Here is a 12,597-nt window from a genome sequence, read left to right on the forward strand (position 1 = left end):
CCGATTCCGCCGCTTTCGCCTGTCAAACGCAAGCATCGCGCAAAGCCTTGTCATCGTGGTTAAGAGAACATCACGACCTTTGCTTCGTTTCGTCCCACCAAGGAACTGTCCACCATGGCCCTGCGCATCGAGCTCAAGCCCCAGGAGCGGCTGATCATCAACGGCGCGCTGATCCGCAACGGCGACCGCCGCTCGACCTTCGTGATCGAGAACCAGTGCAAATTCCTGCGCGAGAGCGAGATCATCACCGAGACCGAGGCGGACACCGCGGCCAAGCGCCTCTGCGTGACGCTCCAGTTCATCTATCTCGCCGACAACCCGCCGGAGGCCGAGGATCTGTTCGTGCGCCAAGCCACGGAGATCATGAAGGCGTCGCCGAGCATGGCGCCCTACATCCTCGCGATTCAGGACGAACTCTCGGCGCGCCAGTATCACCGCGCGATCAAGCGTGGGCGCGAGTTGATCGCCTATGAGCGCCAGCTCCTCGACCATCTCGAGGCGAGCCGCGATGCGGATGCGCATCAAGGCTGAGCGGCCGAGGCCGGCGCGGGAGCCCGAAGCCTCGTCCTGAAACGAGGATCCAGGACGACGCTTTCACTGGGCCGGGGATCGCCCCGCCCTTTGCGGCCTCACACGATGCCGCTCTTCTCGTAGGGCCAGGGCTTGCCGAGATGGGCGGCGACCCGGGCGGCATCGGAGCCCACCGCCTCGACCGCCGCCTGCACCTGCTCCGCCGGCACCTCGAACCGACGCGCCCAGTAGGCGCGGTCCCGCGGGGCGTCGAGAACCACCTGGGCGGGATCGCCGCTCACCGCATGTCCGACGTCGGACGCTTCCTGCACCATGCCCCTGTCCTCCCGATCGCGCCCGCACGAGGAAGCGGGCCAAAGGGGGCAAACCGGCGGGCGGGGCCGGATGGTTCCGCCGACGGCCGTCCGCTCATGCCTCCCGTGGGGCCGCCGCCGGCCGCAGGCGTGCCGGCGCGGCCGCGATGTGGAAGGCGGCCGGGCGCCGGAACAGAAAATCCAGGCGGGTGCCGCGTATCAGCCGCTCGAAGGCGAGCGGCACCGTCACCGCCGCCACGGTGACGACGAGGCTCGCGAGCCCGACGTCGAGGGCGAGATCGGGCTGTGCGTCGTTGAACCGGGCGATCAGGGTTCGGGTGAGCGCCATCGGCAGGAAGAAGCCGAGATAGATCACGATGGAGCGCTCGCCGCAGGCGCGCAGCGCCGCGGTGACGGGGCCGCCCGCACGGGTCATCAGCCCGGCAAAGGCGACGATGGCGAGCGCACCGACCGTACCGAGCGCCAGGCTGACCACCGGCAGGCGCGCGAGCGTCGGCAGCGCCTCGATCCCCGTCGGCGTGAACACGAACACGGCCTCCAGCACGGCCCACAGGGCGAGGCCTGCGACCGCGAGGCCGGCCCGCTCGCGCACCCGATCGGCGAAGCGGAAGATCCACTCGGCGAAGAGGTAGCCGCCCAGGAAGTAGACGTAGCGCTCACAGAACTCGTCCAGGAGTTCCGGCAGGCCGCTCGTCGGCAGGATCTGCAGCACGGCCGCCGCGACGAGCAGCAGGGCCGGCGGCACCCGGCGGTGGAGCAGCTTCGTCACCACCGAGAACACCGCGAGCAGGTAGACGAACCACAGCGTCGAGTAGGGCACCACCAGCGCCTCCGCGAGGTGCAGGCCGAAGGCGGCGAGTTTCTCCGCGATCCCGTCCGCCCCGCCGACGATCGAGCCGGCCTTGAACAGCGACTGGATCACCACCCACAGCCCGTAGAAATAGGCGAAGTGGACCACGCGCCGGTCCGCGAACAGCCGCCAGTCGCGGTCGATCACCCGGCCGAGGAAGAGCCCCGAGAGCAGGAAGAAGTCGGGGATCCGGAACGGCTTGGCGAATTCGACGACCGTATGAAGGAAGCCCTCGCCGCCCAGGGCCTCGCCGGTGCCGAGCGTCGAATGCATCATCACGACGAGGATGATGCAAAGGCCCTTGGCGACATCGACCCAGGCGAGCCGGGCGGCCTCTTCGGGAAGCGGGCGGAGGGGGCGGGTGGCCGCGGTGGACGCTATGGAGGGCGCTGCGGTCATGGCGGGCGGACCTGGTGCGGGCGGGATCGAGCCGCGATGGTGGCGCCGAAGCGTTAAGCGCCCGCGAGCACGGCCCGGCGATCTCGCCATGCGGTTAACACCGCAGCAACACGGCCGGACATTTCCCACCGGTTGCCGCGCCCTCGGCTGAAACGCCGTATTCGCCCCTGGCAAACCTGCGGATGCAGTAACACGCAGAGTCCGTTCACCATCCGGCCGGGTCGCCGTCGCGGCGCAACGCTTTCATCAGGCTCTGCGAGCAGTGTTCCGGCCGAAGAGCAAGAGGACGGATGGGGGGAAGTCATGCACATCGTGTCGGGCAGCGAGGAGGAGACCAGGACCGTCCAACTTTCGGAGATTCTCGGCGCCCTGAGCCACGCCCTCGATCTGACGGAGGGCCAACCCGTCGGGCATTGCGTGCGCGCAACCTGGATCGGCTTCCATATCGGCCGGCAGATGGGCCTGCCCGAACTGCAGCTCTGGGAACTCTACCACACCGTGATGCTGAAGGATCTCGGCTGCTCCAGCAATGCCGCGCGCATCTGTGAACTCTACCTGTCGGACGACCTGAGCTTCAAGCGTGACTTCAAGACGGTCAGCGACAGCCTGCCGAAGGTTCTGGGCTTCGTCTTTTCGCATACGGGTCTCAAGGCCGGCTTGGCGGACCGTTTCCGGGCGGTGCTCAACATCCTGCAGAACGGGGGTACGATCGTCGACGAACTGATCCAGACCCGGTGTCAGCGCGGCGCCGAGATCGCCCGGCAGTTACGCTTCCCGGCCAGCGTCTGCGAAGCCATCCACGCCCTCGACGAGCACTGGAACGGCGGCGGCCGGCCCGATCGGCTCGCCGGCCCCGCGATCCCGCTCTATGCCCGCGTGGCGCTGCTCGCCCAGGTGGTCGACGTCTTCCACGCCTCCGCCGGCCGCGCCGCAGCCCTGGCCGAGGTGCGGGCGCGCGCCGGCACGTGGTTCGATCCGCAGATCGTGGCCTGCTTCGAGGCGGCCGCGGCCGCCCCCGGCTTCTGGGAGACCCTGGCCTCCGACAGGGTCGAGGCGGCGGTGTTCGCGCTGGCGCCCCGCAGCCCGATCGTGGTGGACGAAGACTACCTCGACGACATCGCCCGCGCCTTCGCGCAGATCATCGATGCCAAGAGCCCGTTCACCTCGGGCCATTCGGAGCGCGTCGCGGTCTATGCCGACATGGTCGCGGCCGAACTCGGCTACACGCCGGAACGCCGACGCTGGCTGAAGCGGGCCGCGCTGCTGCACGATGTCGGCAAGCTCGGGGTCTCGAACGCGATCCTCGACAAGAACGGCAAGCTGGACGAGGCCGAGTGGCAGGACATGCGCAACCACGCCTCGATGTCGGAGACGATCCTGACACGGGTGGCCGCCTTCCACGAGATCGCCCGGATCGGGGGCGGCCATCACGAGCGGCTCGACGGAAGGGGCTATCCGCGCGGGCTGAAGGGCGAGGCGATCGCGCCTGAAACACGGATCGTCTCGGTCGCCGACGTGTTCGACGCCCTAACCGCCGACCGGCCTTACCGGAAGGCCATGCCCGTGGAGAAGGCGCTCGCCATCATGCGCGGCGATGTCGGCACCGCCTTCGATCCCGACTGCTTCGCGGCGCTGGAACGGGCCATCGCCGGGCTCGACGTGGAATTGGCGCAGGCGCACGAGGCGGCATAGGGCGAAACGCACGGCTCATCCGAGATCACGCGCGAGGTCACTCGGGCACCCCGCCGGAGCGTCGGAGCCGACAATGCCCGCTCGGCCGAGTGAGTCTCGCCCTACCGCCGCACGCCCCCGTCGCCACGCCGGTCGCGGGTCTTGCGCGTCGGGGCGTGGAAATCGTCGGGCTTGCCGCGCACCCAGTCGAGGAAGCGGGCGATCTCGGGATCGGCGCGCAGCGCCTCGACCTCGGCGAGCCGCCGGGCGATCTCGGCCTCGCTGTAGCGGGCATGGATCGCCGAGTGGCAGATCTGATGGAGCCGCACGGTCGCCCCGTGGGCGCCGCCCTTCATCTTCGGCGTGAGATGATGCAGGCTCTGGCGCGCATGGGCTGGAATCGGCCGCTCGCAGAGGGGGCAGACCGGCGTGGCCGCCGGCTTCGGTCCGTGCGTCTCGGGATCCGCGTCGCGCCAGCGACGGGCGCGCCGCCCCACCACCCCGTGTCTCCGTTCAGCGGCCCGGTCCCGCCGGGCGCCAGGGAAACGGACGGGAAGCCGCACGGCTCCCGCCGGGCCCCCGCGTCACGTCCGCCGCCTCGATCGCGCGCCTTACCTTGTTGCGGCGAAGGGTGCACGCTACGCCCGGAGCCCAAGCGGCGATACGGGGGTGGGCGGCATGAAGCGGACAACCATCGATTCGAAGCTCTCCGTGGCCGGCCAGCCGAGCCTCGCGGAGATCGAGGCGCTCGGTGCCGAGGGCGTGCGCCTCCTCATCAACAACCGCCCCGACGACGAGGAGCCGGGCCAGCCCGGCACGGCGGCCGAGCGCGCGGCGGCGGAGGCGGCGGGCCTGGGCTACCTCGATCTGCCGGTGACCGGCCCCACCCTCACCCGCGAGGCGGTGGAGCGCTTCCACGCGGCGGTCGAGGCGGCGCCGGGCCCGGTCGTCGCCCATTGCCGCAGCGGCACGCGCTCGCTGACGCTCTGGGCGATCGGCGAAGTCCTCGCCGGACGCTTGGGCAGGGACGAGGTGGCCGCCTACGGCGCCCGCCACGGCTACGACCTCTCGGGCGCCGAGCGCTGGCTCGACGCGAATGCGGGCTGAGCGAAGACGCCGCTACGGTCCTGGCATGGTCAGGATCAGCGGACCGTTGCGCGTGGCGACGACGGTGTGCTCGTACTGGACCGTGAGGGCGCGCGGCCGGCTGTAGAGGGTCCAGGGATCGTCGCCGTCCTCGGCGAAGTCCGCGCCCAGCGACAGGAACGGCTCGACGGTCAACACCATGCCGTCCCGCATGATCCGGCGCTCGGACGGATCGGGCCAGGTCGCGATCTCGGTCGGCTCCTCGTGCAGCGACAGGCCCACGCCGTGACTCGCGAGGTTGCGCACCAGCGTGTAGCCGTTCTTGTGCGCGAAGGTGCCCACCGCCCGGCCGATGCCCGAAAGCGGCTTGCCGGCGCCGACCTGACGCAGGCCCGCCCACATCGCCCGGCGCCCGTCCTTGCACAGCCGCTCGACCGCGCGCGTCACCGGCGGCACGGCGAACGACGCGCCCGTATCGGCAAAATAGCCGTCCCGCTCCGCCGAGACGTCGATATTGACCAAGTCCCCCGGCGCGATACGGCGCTCGCCGGGGATGCCGTGGGCGATCTCCTCGTTGACGCTGATGCAGGTCGCGCCCGGAAAGGCGTAGACCGCCTCCGGCGCCGAGCGCGCGCCGGCCGCCTCCAGGAAGGCCCGCCCGACGTCATCGAGTTCGCGCGTGGTCATGCCGGGCTCGATCGCCCGGCCCATCACGGCCAGCGTATCGGCCACGATGCGGCCGATCTGCTTCAGCCCCGCCAACTCGTCGTCGTTCGACACCGTCATGTCGCGTCCTTTCGCAGGCTCGGGGTCCGGCATTCCCGTCCCGGCCTTCGCAGAGAGCCGTGGGCTTCTCGAGCCGAGGCGCCCGCCGGACGGTTCTGCCATCTTCGGGCGATCCCGCGAAGCCATCGGCGTGGCGCGGGCCGTGGCAATGCCTGCATGAGAGCGGGCGGTTCCTCGTCGAAATTCGAGAGGGCACGCCGCGTCGGTCGCACCGGGACACGCCAAGCCCTTCGATCACGCATGGGGCCGCTAGAAACGCCGCGAAAGGTTCCCGGCGCAGAATCCGAGAAACCCTCGGATGTCTCTTGCCACATCCAAACTTGATGCCGGGGTCCGCGAGTTCAGGATCGAGCAAGCGGCATCTCGAACAGCGGATCTGCCGTAGTTGATCCCCACCGAAGCGGATCGGATACGCTTCGCCTCCGCCGGAAACCCAACCGTCCTGAGTACGGGCACTTGCGAATTGGCTTCGTCATCCGGCCCTATCGGGAGGCGGGGGAACAGGCAGCTTTAAGTTGCGTTGCACAACCGATGGGACGCGCGTGCCCGGTCCGATCCGGCCGCAGCGCCGACCTTGCCCAACCTTCCCGGAGGAGTGTGAGATGGCTGGAACGTCCGAGACATCCGGTGCAACGCATCCGTCCGGCTTGCCACCGACCGGATCGGCCCGCCTCGACGCGATGAGTGCCGTCCTGGCCCGCAACTGGTGGCTCGTGGCCCTGCGCGGGGCGCTCGCCATCCTGTTCGGAGCGATCGCCTTCGTGGCGCCGGGGGCCTTCGTGCTCTCCCTGGTGCTGTTCTTCTCGGCCTACATGCTGGTCGACGGCTTCTTCGGCATCGCCGCAGCGGTGCGGGCGGCACGCCAACACGAGCGCTGGGGGTTCCTGCTACTCGAGGGGCTGCTCGACCTCGTGGTCGGCGTCGCAGCGTTTCTCGTGCCGGCCGCCGCCGTCTGGGCCTTCGTGCTTCTCGTGGCCGCCTGGGCCCTGCTCTCGGGCGGCCTGATGATCGCGGCGGCCTTCCGCCTCCACCCGCATTACGGCCGCTGGTGGCTGGGCCTCGGCGGGGTGATCTCGGTGCTGTTCGGGATCGCGCTTCTGATCAATCCCGGCATGTCGGCTTTGGTGCTGACGTGGTGGCTGGGCGCCTACGCGGTGGCCTTCGGCGTGATGCTGCTGATCCTCGGCTTTCGTCTGCGCTCCCATCACACGGGGCAGGCGCAGCCGCTCTCGGGGAGCGACCACGCCCGAACCTCGGGCTGAACGCTGCCCGGCCCGCCTGAGGCGGGCCGGTTCGTCACTCGCCGCCCCCCCCCGGCCCCGCGGCGCTGTTGCGCCGAACGAGGACGCGGTTCGGAACCTGATCTGCCTTCTCCGGCCGCCAGAGCGGCACGAGGAAGCGCAGCCAAGCGCGTGTCTCTTCGCCGCCCAGGTTGCGCTGTGCGATGTCGCGGGTGACGAAGGACTGGACCGTGAACGTATCGAACGCGTAGGCGACGAGGGGACCCATGGCGACCTGTCCGACAGGCCGGTAGCCCTGCCGGTTCGTCGGCAGGTCGGTCGAGCCGAAGGCGACGGCACCGAACGACCATTTGCCGAACCGCTTGGTCGCGGTCAGGTCGAGGTTGAGGTAGTCGGAATAGTGCACGTTGGTGGGCGAATTGTCCGCCAGCATCGTGCCGTAATGGAGGTTGGCCGTCACGTTCCAGCCATCGCCGACATAGCTGATCGCGAAGCGCTGGGCGATCGAGGCCGAGCGCAGGGCAAACAGCGTGTCGGTCGGCCAGAAGCCGCCGATGAAGTAGCTCACGCCGAGGTTGTCCGCGACCTTCCAGGCGATCTGGGCCGTCGTCAGCGACTGGGCGAGGCCGGCCTGCCAGGGGCCTTCCTGCGGGCTGACCGCATTGAACGGGAAGGACTGAAGGAACCGCAGTTGCCCGCCCAGTACCTTCCAGGGCGTTGACCAGAGGAAGACGGCGAGGTTGTTGTTGCCCTGGCTGTCCCGCGGCTGCGTGCTGCGCTCGGCGAAGCTCGTCGTGATCCCCAATTGCACGCCTTCCGGGACCTGCCAGCCCGTCGGAAGACCGACGGTGATACCGGGCAATGCGGCGGAGCGGGCCAGAGCCGAGGAAGACGCCCCGGCCAGGCAAGCGCCCGCTACGCAAACAGACGTGACGACCTGCGCGGCGCGCCGCACTTTCTGTCCGAATTTCAAGTCGATTCCCCTGGAACTTGCGCCTGAACCGCCATCCTCGACTCGGCACGCCTTGCTCGTTGAGCCTCCTTCTAGGAGGGTCGGCCCAGGGGGGAGAAGCCGAGCTTCGGCCGATCAATTGATAAATTTCGAGACTTGTTACAATTTTAATCCAAAAACAACAGACTAAAAATATCTGCGCGATTTCAAAAAAAGGGGGATTAAAAATCGTCCTGGCACAAAGCCACATGTGAAGCCGTTTGGGAGCGCCACCGCCGAAGTAGATGCCGGCCCGGTATCAAGCACAGCCTCACGGACCGGATCGCAAAGTGCCGCCGATACGAACCGGCCCAGCGCCAGCGCCGGATCGGGCGTCCGGGGAGGCCCGGAGCGGGTCAAGCCATCAGCGCCCGCGCGGTGTCGGCATCGGCCAGCGGGCGCCCGAGCAGGCGGGCGCCCTCCGCGGCGCGACGGATCTGGGCGGCATTGCTCTCGGCCGGGTGGCCGTCGGGCGCGAGCAGGCTGTTCTCGAAGCCGACGCGCACGTGACCGCCGAGGCCCGCCGCAACGAGGGCGCAGGCATTCTCCCGCGGGCCGAAGGCGCAGATCGCCCAGAGCGGCACCCCCTCCCCGCCTGCTGCGAGGAAGGGCAGCAGGTCGGCGGGCCGCGAAACCTGTCCGGGCGTATAGCGGCCCAGCACGAAGAGCGGGAAATCCCCGCCCTCGCCGAGCACGCCGCGGCTTTTGAGATCGGCGTAACGGGCCACCTCGGCCGGTTCGTACAGAATGATCTGGAGGAGGACGCGCTCGCGCCGCGCCCAGGCGAAGAACGCTGCCGCCGCGGTCTCGGCCCCGGCATCCGGCACGATCTCGCGCAGCGCCAGCGACACCGCCTCGGGGCGCGTGGCACGCACCACCGCCATCTGCTCCGGGGCTTCGTAGCGCCCGGCGGCCTCCGAGGTGATCTGGACGACGAGGCGATCCCCGGCCTCGGCGCGGATCGCGGCGGTGACCGCGCGATAGGCCTGCGCGTCGAGGAGGTGGCGGCCTTGTCCGTCGCGGACATGGACGTGGATCAGGGCGGCACCGGCTTCCGCGATCTCGGCGGCGGTGCGGGCGATCTCGCTCTCCGTGATCGGCAGGGCGGGATGGTCGGCCTTGCTGCGGGTGGCGCCGTTCGGGGCGTTGGCGAGGATGAGCGGCGGCCAGCCGGCGTCGTGCGTCACGGGTTCGGTCTCGCGTTCGAGAAGAAGTCAGTCGCTGGCGCCCAGGCCCAGGCGCCGCATGCGGTCGGAGAGCGTCTTGCGCGGCAGGCCGAGCGTCCGCGCCGCCTCGGCGATGCGCTGGCCGGAGGCCTTGAGCGCGTCCTCGATCACGAGGCGCTCCACCCGGTCGAGGAGGGCGTCGAGGCTCGGCGCCGCGCCGGGGCCGCCGGCGAGGTCCGGGCTGAGGAAGCCGAGGACATAGCGCTCGGCGGCGTTCTTGAGTTCGCGCACGTTGCCCGGCCAATCGGCGAGCATCAGCGAGCGGCGCAGGGACGGCGGCACCTCGATCACCGGGCGCTGATACTTCACCGCCGCCTGGACGAGAAAGCGCTCGAACAGCAGCGGGATGTCCTCGCGGCGCTCGCGCAAGGGGGGCAGGGTCAGCGTCACCACGTTGAGGCGGAAGAACAGGTCGCGGCGGAAGCGGCCCGCCTCCGAGAGTGCGTCGAGATCCTCCTTCGTGGCCGCCACCACCCGGAGATCCACCGGCACGCTGGTGTTGGAGCCGAGCCGTTCCACGCGCCGCTCCTGCAGCACGCGCAGCAGCTTTACTTGAAGCCCCAGCGGCATGCTCTCGACCTCGTCGAGGAACAGCGTGCCGCCGCTCGCGTGCTCGACCTTGCCGATGCGACGCTTGCCCGCCCCGGTGAAGGCACCGGCCTCGTGGCCGAACATCTCGCTCTCGAACATGCTCTCGGGGATGGCGCCGCAATTGATCGCCACGAAGGGTTTCGCCGCCCGCGCGCCGCCCTCGTGCAGGGCGCGGGCGACCTGCTCCTTGCCCGCCCCGGTCTCGCCGAGCACCAGCACGTCGGCGGCGGCCGAACTGAGCGAGGCGATGTCGTCGCGCAGCCGCCGCAGGGCCGGCGACTGGCCGACGAGGCAGCGCTCCATCGCGCTGCCGAGCGCGTCGCCGCGATCGAGGGCATCGCGCAGTCGGCGATTCTCCATCACCAGCGCCCGCTTTTCCAGGGCGCGGCGGACCACCTCGACGAAGGCATCGTTGACGAACGGCTTCTCGATGAAGTGGTAGGCGCCCTCGCGCATGGCGGCGACCGCCATGGCGATGTCGCCGTGGCCGGTGACGAGCACCACCGGCAATTCCGGGTCGCGGCGGCGGATGTCGGCGAGGAGTTCGAGCCCATCGCGGCCGGGAAGGCGCACGTCGCTCACGACGATGCCGGAAAAACCGCGCCCGATGGCCGGCAACGCCGCCTCGGCGCTGGAAAAAGCCTCGACCGCGAGGCCGGCGAGTTGCAGCGCCTGCTCCATGGCAAGCCGAACCATCTCCTCGTCGTCGATCAGCACGACCCGCGCGGCGGCTGGCTCGGCCTCAGGAAACATGTCGCATCCTCTCCGACGGGGGCGTGTCCGCGGCCTCCTCGATCGCGTCCTTGGCTACCTCCATCACGAGGTCGAAGGCGAGGCCGCCGCCGGGCATCGGCCGGGGCTGAAGGCTCGCTCCGAATTCGCGGGCGATGGCGAGCGAGATCGGCAGACCGAGGCCGAGCCCCTCCCCCGCCGGCTTGGTGGTGAAGAACGGCTCGAAGAGGCGCGCCAGCGCCGCCGCGTCGAGGCCCGGCCCATTATCCTCGACGCTGAGCACGACCTGCCCCTCCCCGGCCCAGGCGCGCACCGCGACCTCCGCACCGGGGCGCCCCTTCACCGCATCGAGGGCGTTGCCGACAAGATTCACCAGCACCTGCGACAGGCGGATCGGCTCGAACACCACCCATCGCGCCGCCGGGTCGAGATCGGTCGTCACCCGCGCGCCCGCGTCGCGGATGCGGGAGGATAGGATCGCGAGGCTCTCCGAGACCGCCACGCCGACATCGACCGCGACCCGCTCCGTCCCCGACCGGCGGGAGAAGCTGCGCAACTGTCCGGTGATCTTGCCGAGCCGGTCCACCAGGGAGACGATACGGGTGAGATTCGCCGCAGCCTCCGCCTCCCGGCCCTGGCGCAGGAAGGCGGAGGCATTGTCGGCCAAGCCCCGCATGGCGGCGAGCGGCTGGTTGAGCTCGTGGGTGATGCCCGCCGCCATCTGGCCGAGGGTCGCCATCTTGGCCGCCTGGACCAGCTCCCCTTGTGCCTCGCGCAGGTCGCCCTCGGCGCGGGTCCGCTCCTCGATCTCACCCGCGAGCTTGAGGTTGGCCGCGCTGAGATCGGCGGTCCGGGCCGCGACCGCGGCCTCCAGCGCCCGCTGCGCCGCGCGGTTCTCGCGCATCCGCCGCAGATGCTGGCGCCCGTAGAGGCCGATCAGGCCGAGCACGACCAGGGCCAGAACCGCGCCGATCCGGGCGCTGCGCCCGGCGATGGCCACCGGCGCGGCGTCGGCGAAGAGCAGCAGCCTCCAGCCATAGGCCGGCAGGCTCGCCTCTTCGAACAGGGCGCGGGTCTGCGGCGCGGCCTGCGACCGGCTGACCAGGGGCACGCCGCCGACCATATCCGTCCGGCCGAGATCGATCGGGGCATAATCGTCGCGCCCATACTGGCGCGTCCGTTCCATGCCGGCACGGGCAGCGGCATCGAGCGGCTTCGTCGCGCGGAACTTGAGAGCCGGATCGGAGGCAAGGAAGACGATGCCGTTCTCGTCGGCCACCAGCACGCGGTCGGTGCCCTCGCGCCAGATCGTCTCCAGCGGGTCGAGGCTGACCTTGGTCGCCACCACGCCGCGCACCGTGCCATCGATGACGACGGGCGCGCTGATGAAGTAGCCGGGCACGCCGGTCAGCGTGCCGATGGCGTAGAAGCGGCCGGTGCGCCCGCCGCGCGCTTCCGTGAAATAGGGACGATAGGAGAAGTCCTGGCCGACATAGGTCTGGGGCGTATCCCAGTTCGAGGCGGCGATGGTCAGGCCGGACGGGATCAGCAGGTAGACGACACCCGCCCCTGCCTCGCGGCTCAGCCGCTGGAGATAGGCGTTGACGGTGGCGACCTGCGCCGGATCGTCGGGGGCGGCGAGCAACGACCGCACCCGCGGATCGAGGGCGGCGGCGGCGGGCAGGAAGCCGAACCGCTCGATGGTGCCCTCCAGGCTGCGGGCGTAGATTTCCGCCCGCTGGCGCGCATCGCCCGCGAGGCTTTCCGCCACGCGGGCCTCCGTCACCTCCCCCGCCTTGAGAACGGCGAAGACAGCCGCCGCCGCCAGCGCGGCGAGGATGAGGACACGCGCGGCCGTGGCGCGGGGGAAAGGCATCACTCTCATGGTCCGGAGGAGGCTTCCGTCACCGCCATCGTATGCGGTGAGCGATCCGATGCGATGTCCGGTGATGACGGGCGCCGCAGCTTCCCCCTCTCCCTGCTGTGCGGGGAGAGGCCCGCAGGCACCCTGCCGTGACGGCGGGAAGCGGAGGCGAGAGCCGGAGCGGTGGTGAGGGGGCTTGGACGGAAGGGGCCCATCCGTCCAAGCCCCCTCACCCTCGCCTGCCGGCTCGCTCAGCCGACGACACGGTCGGCCGAGCCCTCTCCCCGGGCGGCGGGGAGAGGGGATCCGCGATCT

At 70.2% G+C, this 12,597-nt stretch carries 12 protein-coding genes; 4 read left to right on the forward strand and 8 right to left on the reverse strand.

What is annotated here, in order from left to right; genetic code table 11:
• The first annotated feature begins 114 nt into the window (after positions 1-114).
• A complete protein-coding gene (locus Y590_RS05040) occupies positions 115-531 on the forward strand; it encodes a flagellar biosynthesis repressor FlbT (RefSeq protein ID WP_003600422.1) in 417 nt (138 codons plus the stop codon).
• A 98-nt stretch (positions 532-629) separates the two neighbouring features.
• Here the strand turns inward: Y590_RS05040 and Y590_RS05045 are convergent, their stop codons facing one another.
• Entirely contained in the window at positions 630-845 is a 216-nt protein-coding gene (locus Y590_RS05045; protein ID WP_012252891.1) for a DUF3606 domain-containing protein, read from the reverse strand.
• 94 nt (positions 846-939) lie between these two features.
• Positions 940-2,094, reverse strand: coding sequence for an acyltransferase family protein (locus Y590_RS05050; protein WP_060768905.1), 1,155 nt, complete (start codon positions 2,092-2,094; stop codon positions 940-942).
• A 303-nt stretch (positions 2,095-2,397) separates the two neighbouring features.
• On the opposite strand from Y590_RS05050, the gene Y590_RS05055 reads away from it, so the two are divergent.
• Entirely contained in the window at positions 2,398-3,786 is a 1,389-nt protein-coding gene (locus Y590_RS05055) for an HD-GYP domain-containing protein (protein ID WP_060768906.1), read from the forward strand.
• Between the two features lie 101 nt (positions 3,787-3,887).
• On the opposite strand, the gene Y590_RS05060 is transcribed toward Y590_RS05055, so the two are convergent.
• Positions 3,888-4,265 (reverse strand): restriction endonuclease, encoded by a 378-nt coding sequence (locus Y590_RS05060; protein WP_003600426.1) that lies wholly within the window; start codon positions 4,263-4,265, stop codon positions 3,888-3,890.
• 178 nt (positions 4,266-4,443) lie between these two features.
• Here Y590_RS05060 and Y590_RS05065 point away from each other — a divergent pair, with 178 nt between their 5' ends.
• Entirely contained in the window at positions 4,444-4,872 is a 429-nt protein-coding gene (locus Y590_RS05065; RefSeq protein WP_060768907.1) for a protein tyrosine phosphatase family protein, read from the forward strand.
• Between the two features lie 12 nt (positions 4,873-4,884).
• On the opposite strand, the gene map is transcribed toward Y590_RS05065, so the two are convergent.
• Positions 4,885-5,637, reverse strand: coding sequence for a type I methionyl aminopeptidase (gene map, locus Y590_RS05070; protein WP_060768908.1), 753 nt, complete (start codon positions 5,635-5,637; stop codon positions 4,885-4,887).
• A gap of 602 nt (positions 5,638-6,239) precedes the next feature.
• Here map and Y590_RS05075 point away from each other — a divergent pair.
• Complete coding sequence (locus Y590_RS05075; protein WP_060768909.1) at positions 6,240-6,899, forward strand: HdeD family acid-resistance protein; 660 nt, start codon at positions 6,240-6,242, stop codon at positions 6,897-6,899.
• A 34-nt stretch (positions 6,900-6,933) separates the two neighbouring features.
• On the opposite strand, the gene Y590_RS05080 is transcribed toward Y590_RS05075, so the two are convergent.
• From Y590_RS05080 to Y590_RS05095, 4 genes are all read right to left on the reverse strand, one after another.
• A complete protein-coding gene (locus tag Y590_RS05080; protein WP_201026769.1) occupies positions 6,934-7,851 on the reverse strand; it encodes a transporter in 918 nt (305 codons plus the stop codon).
• Positions 7,852-8,225: 374 nt separating this feature from the next.
• Positions 8,226-9,056, reverse strand: coding sequence for a beta-keto acid cleavage family enzyme (locus Y590_RS05085; protein WP_060768911.1), 831 nt, complete (start codon positions 9,054-9,056; stop codon positions 8,226-8,228).
• 27 nt (positions 9,057-9,083) lie between these two features.
• Positions 9,084-10,439 carry a sigma-54-dependent transcriptional regulator gene (locus tag Y590_RS05090; protein WP_060768912.1) on the reverse strand — a complete coding sequence of 452 codons (1,356 nt, stop codon included), beginning with the start codon at positions 10,437-10,439 and terminating at the stop codon, positions 9,084-9,086.
• Positions 10,429-12,294 carry a sensor histidine kinase gene (locus tag Y590_RS05095; protein ID WP_060768913.1) on the reverse strand — a complete coding sequence of 622 codons (1,866 nt, stop codon included), beginning with the start codon at positions 12,292-12,294 and terminating at the stop codon, positions 10,429-10,431. The genes Y590_RS05090 and Y590_RS05095 overlap by 11 nt, the downstream gene beginning before the upstream one ends.
• Between the last annotated feature and the right edge of the window lie 303 nt (positions 12,295-12,597).

This window comes from Methylobacterium sp. AMS5, assembly GCF_001542815.1.
In the GTDB taxonomy this organism is placed as follows: domain Bacteria; phylum Pseudomonadota; class Alphaproteobacteria; order Rhizobiales; family Beijerinckiaceae; genus Methylobacterium.

Coding starts and splice junctions, on each gene's coding strand:
- Y590_RS05040 (WP_003600422.1), top strand. CDS start 115: ATGGCCCTGCGCATCGAGCTCAAGCCCCAGGAGCGGCTGATCATCAAC.
- Y590_RS05045 (WP_012252891.1), bottom strand. CDS start 845: ATGGTGCAGGAAGCGTCCGACGTCGGACATGCGGTGAGCGGCGATCCC.
- Y590_RS05050 (WP_060768905.1), bottom strand. CDS start 2,094: ATGACCGCAGCGCCCTCCATAGCGTCCACCGCGGCCACCCGCCCCCTC.
- Y590_RS05055 (WP_060768906.1), top strand. CDS start 2,398: ATGCACATCGTGTCGGGCAGCGAGGAGGAGACCAGGACCGTCCAACTT.
- Y590_RS05065 (WP_060768907.1), top strand. CDS start 4,444: ATGAAGCGGACAACCATCGATTCGAAGCTCTCCGTGGCCGGCCAGCCG.
- map (WP_060768908.1), bottom strand. CDS start 5,637: ATGACGGTGTCGAACGACGACGAGTTGGCGGGGCTGAAGCAGATCGGC.
- Y590_RS05075 (WP_060768909.1), top strand. CDS start 6,240: ATGGCTGGAACGTCCGAGACATCCGGTGCAACGCATCCGTCCGGCTTG.
- Y590_RS05090 (WP_060768912.1), bottom strand. CDS start 10,439: ATGTTTCCTGAGGCCGAGCCAGCCGCCGCGCGGGTCGTGCTGATCGAC.
- Y590_RS05095 (WP_060768913.1), bottom strand. CDS start 12,294: ATGCCTTTCCCCCGCGCCACGGCCGCGCGTGTCCTCATCCTCGCCGCG.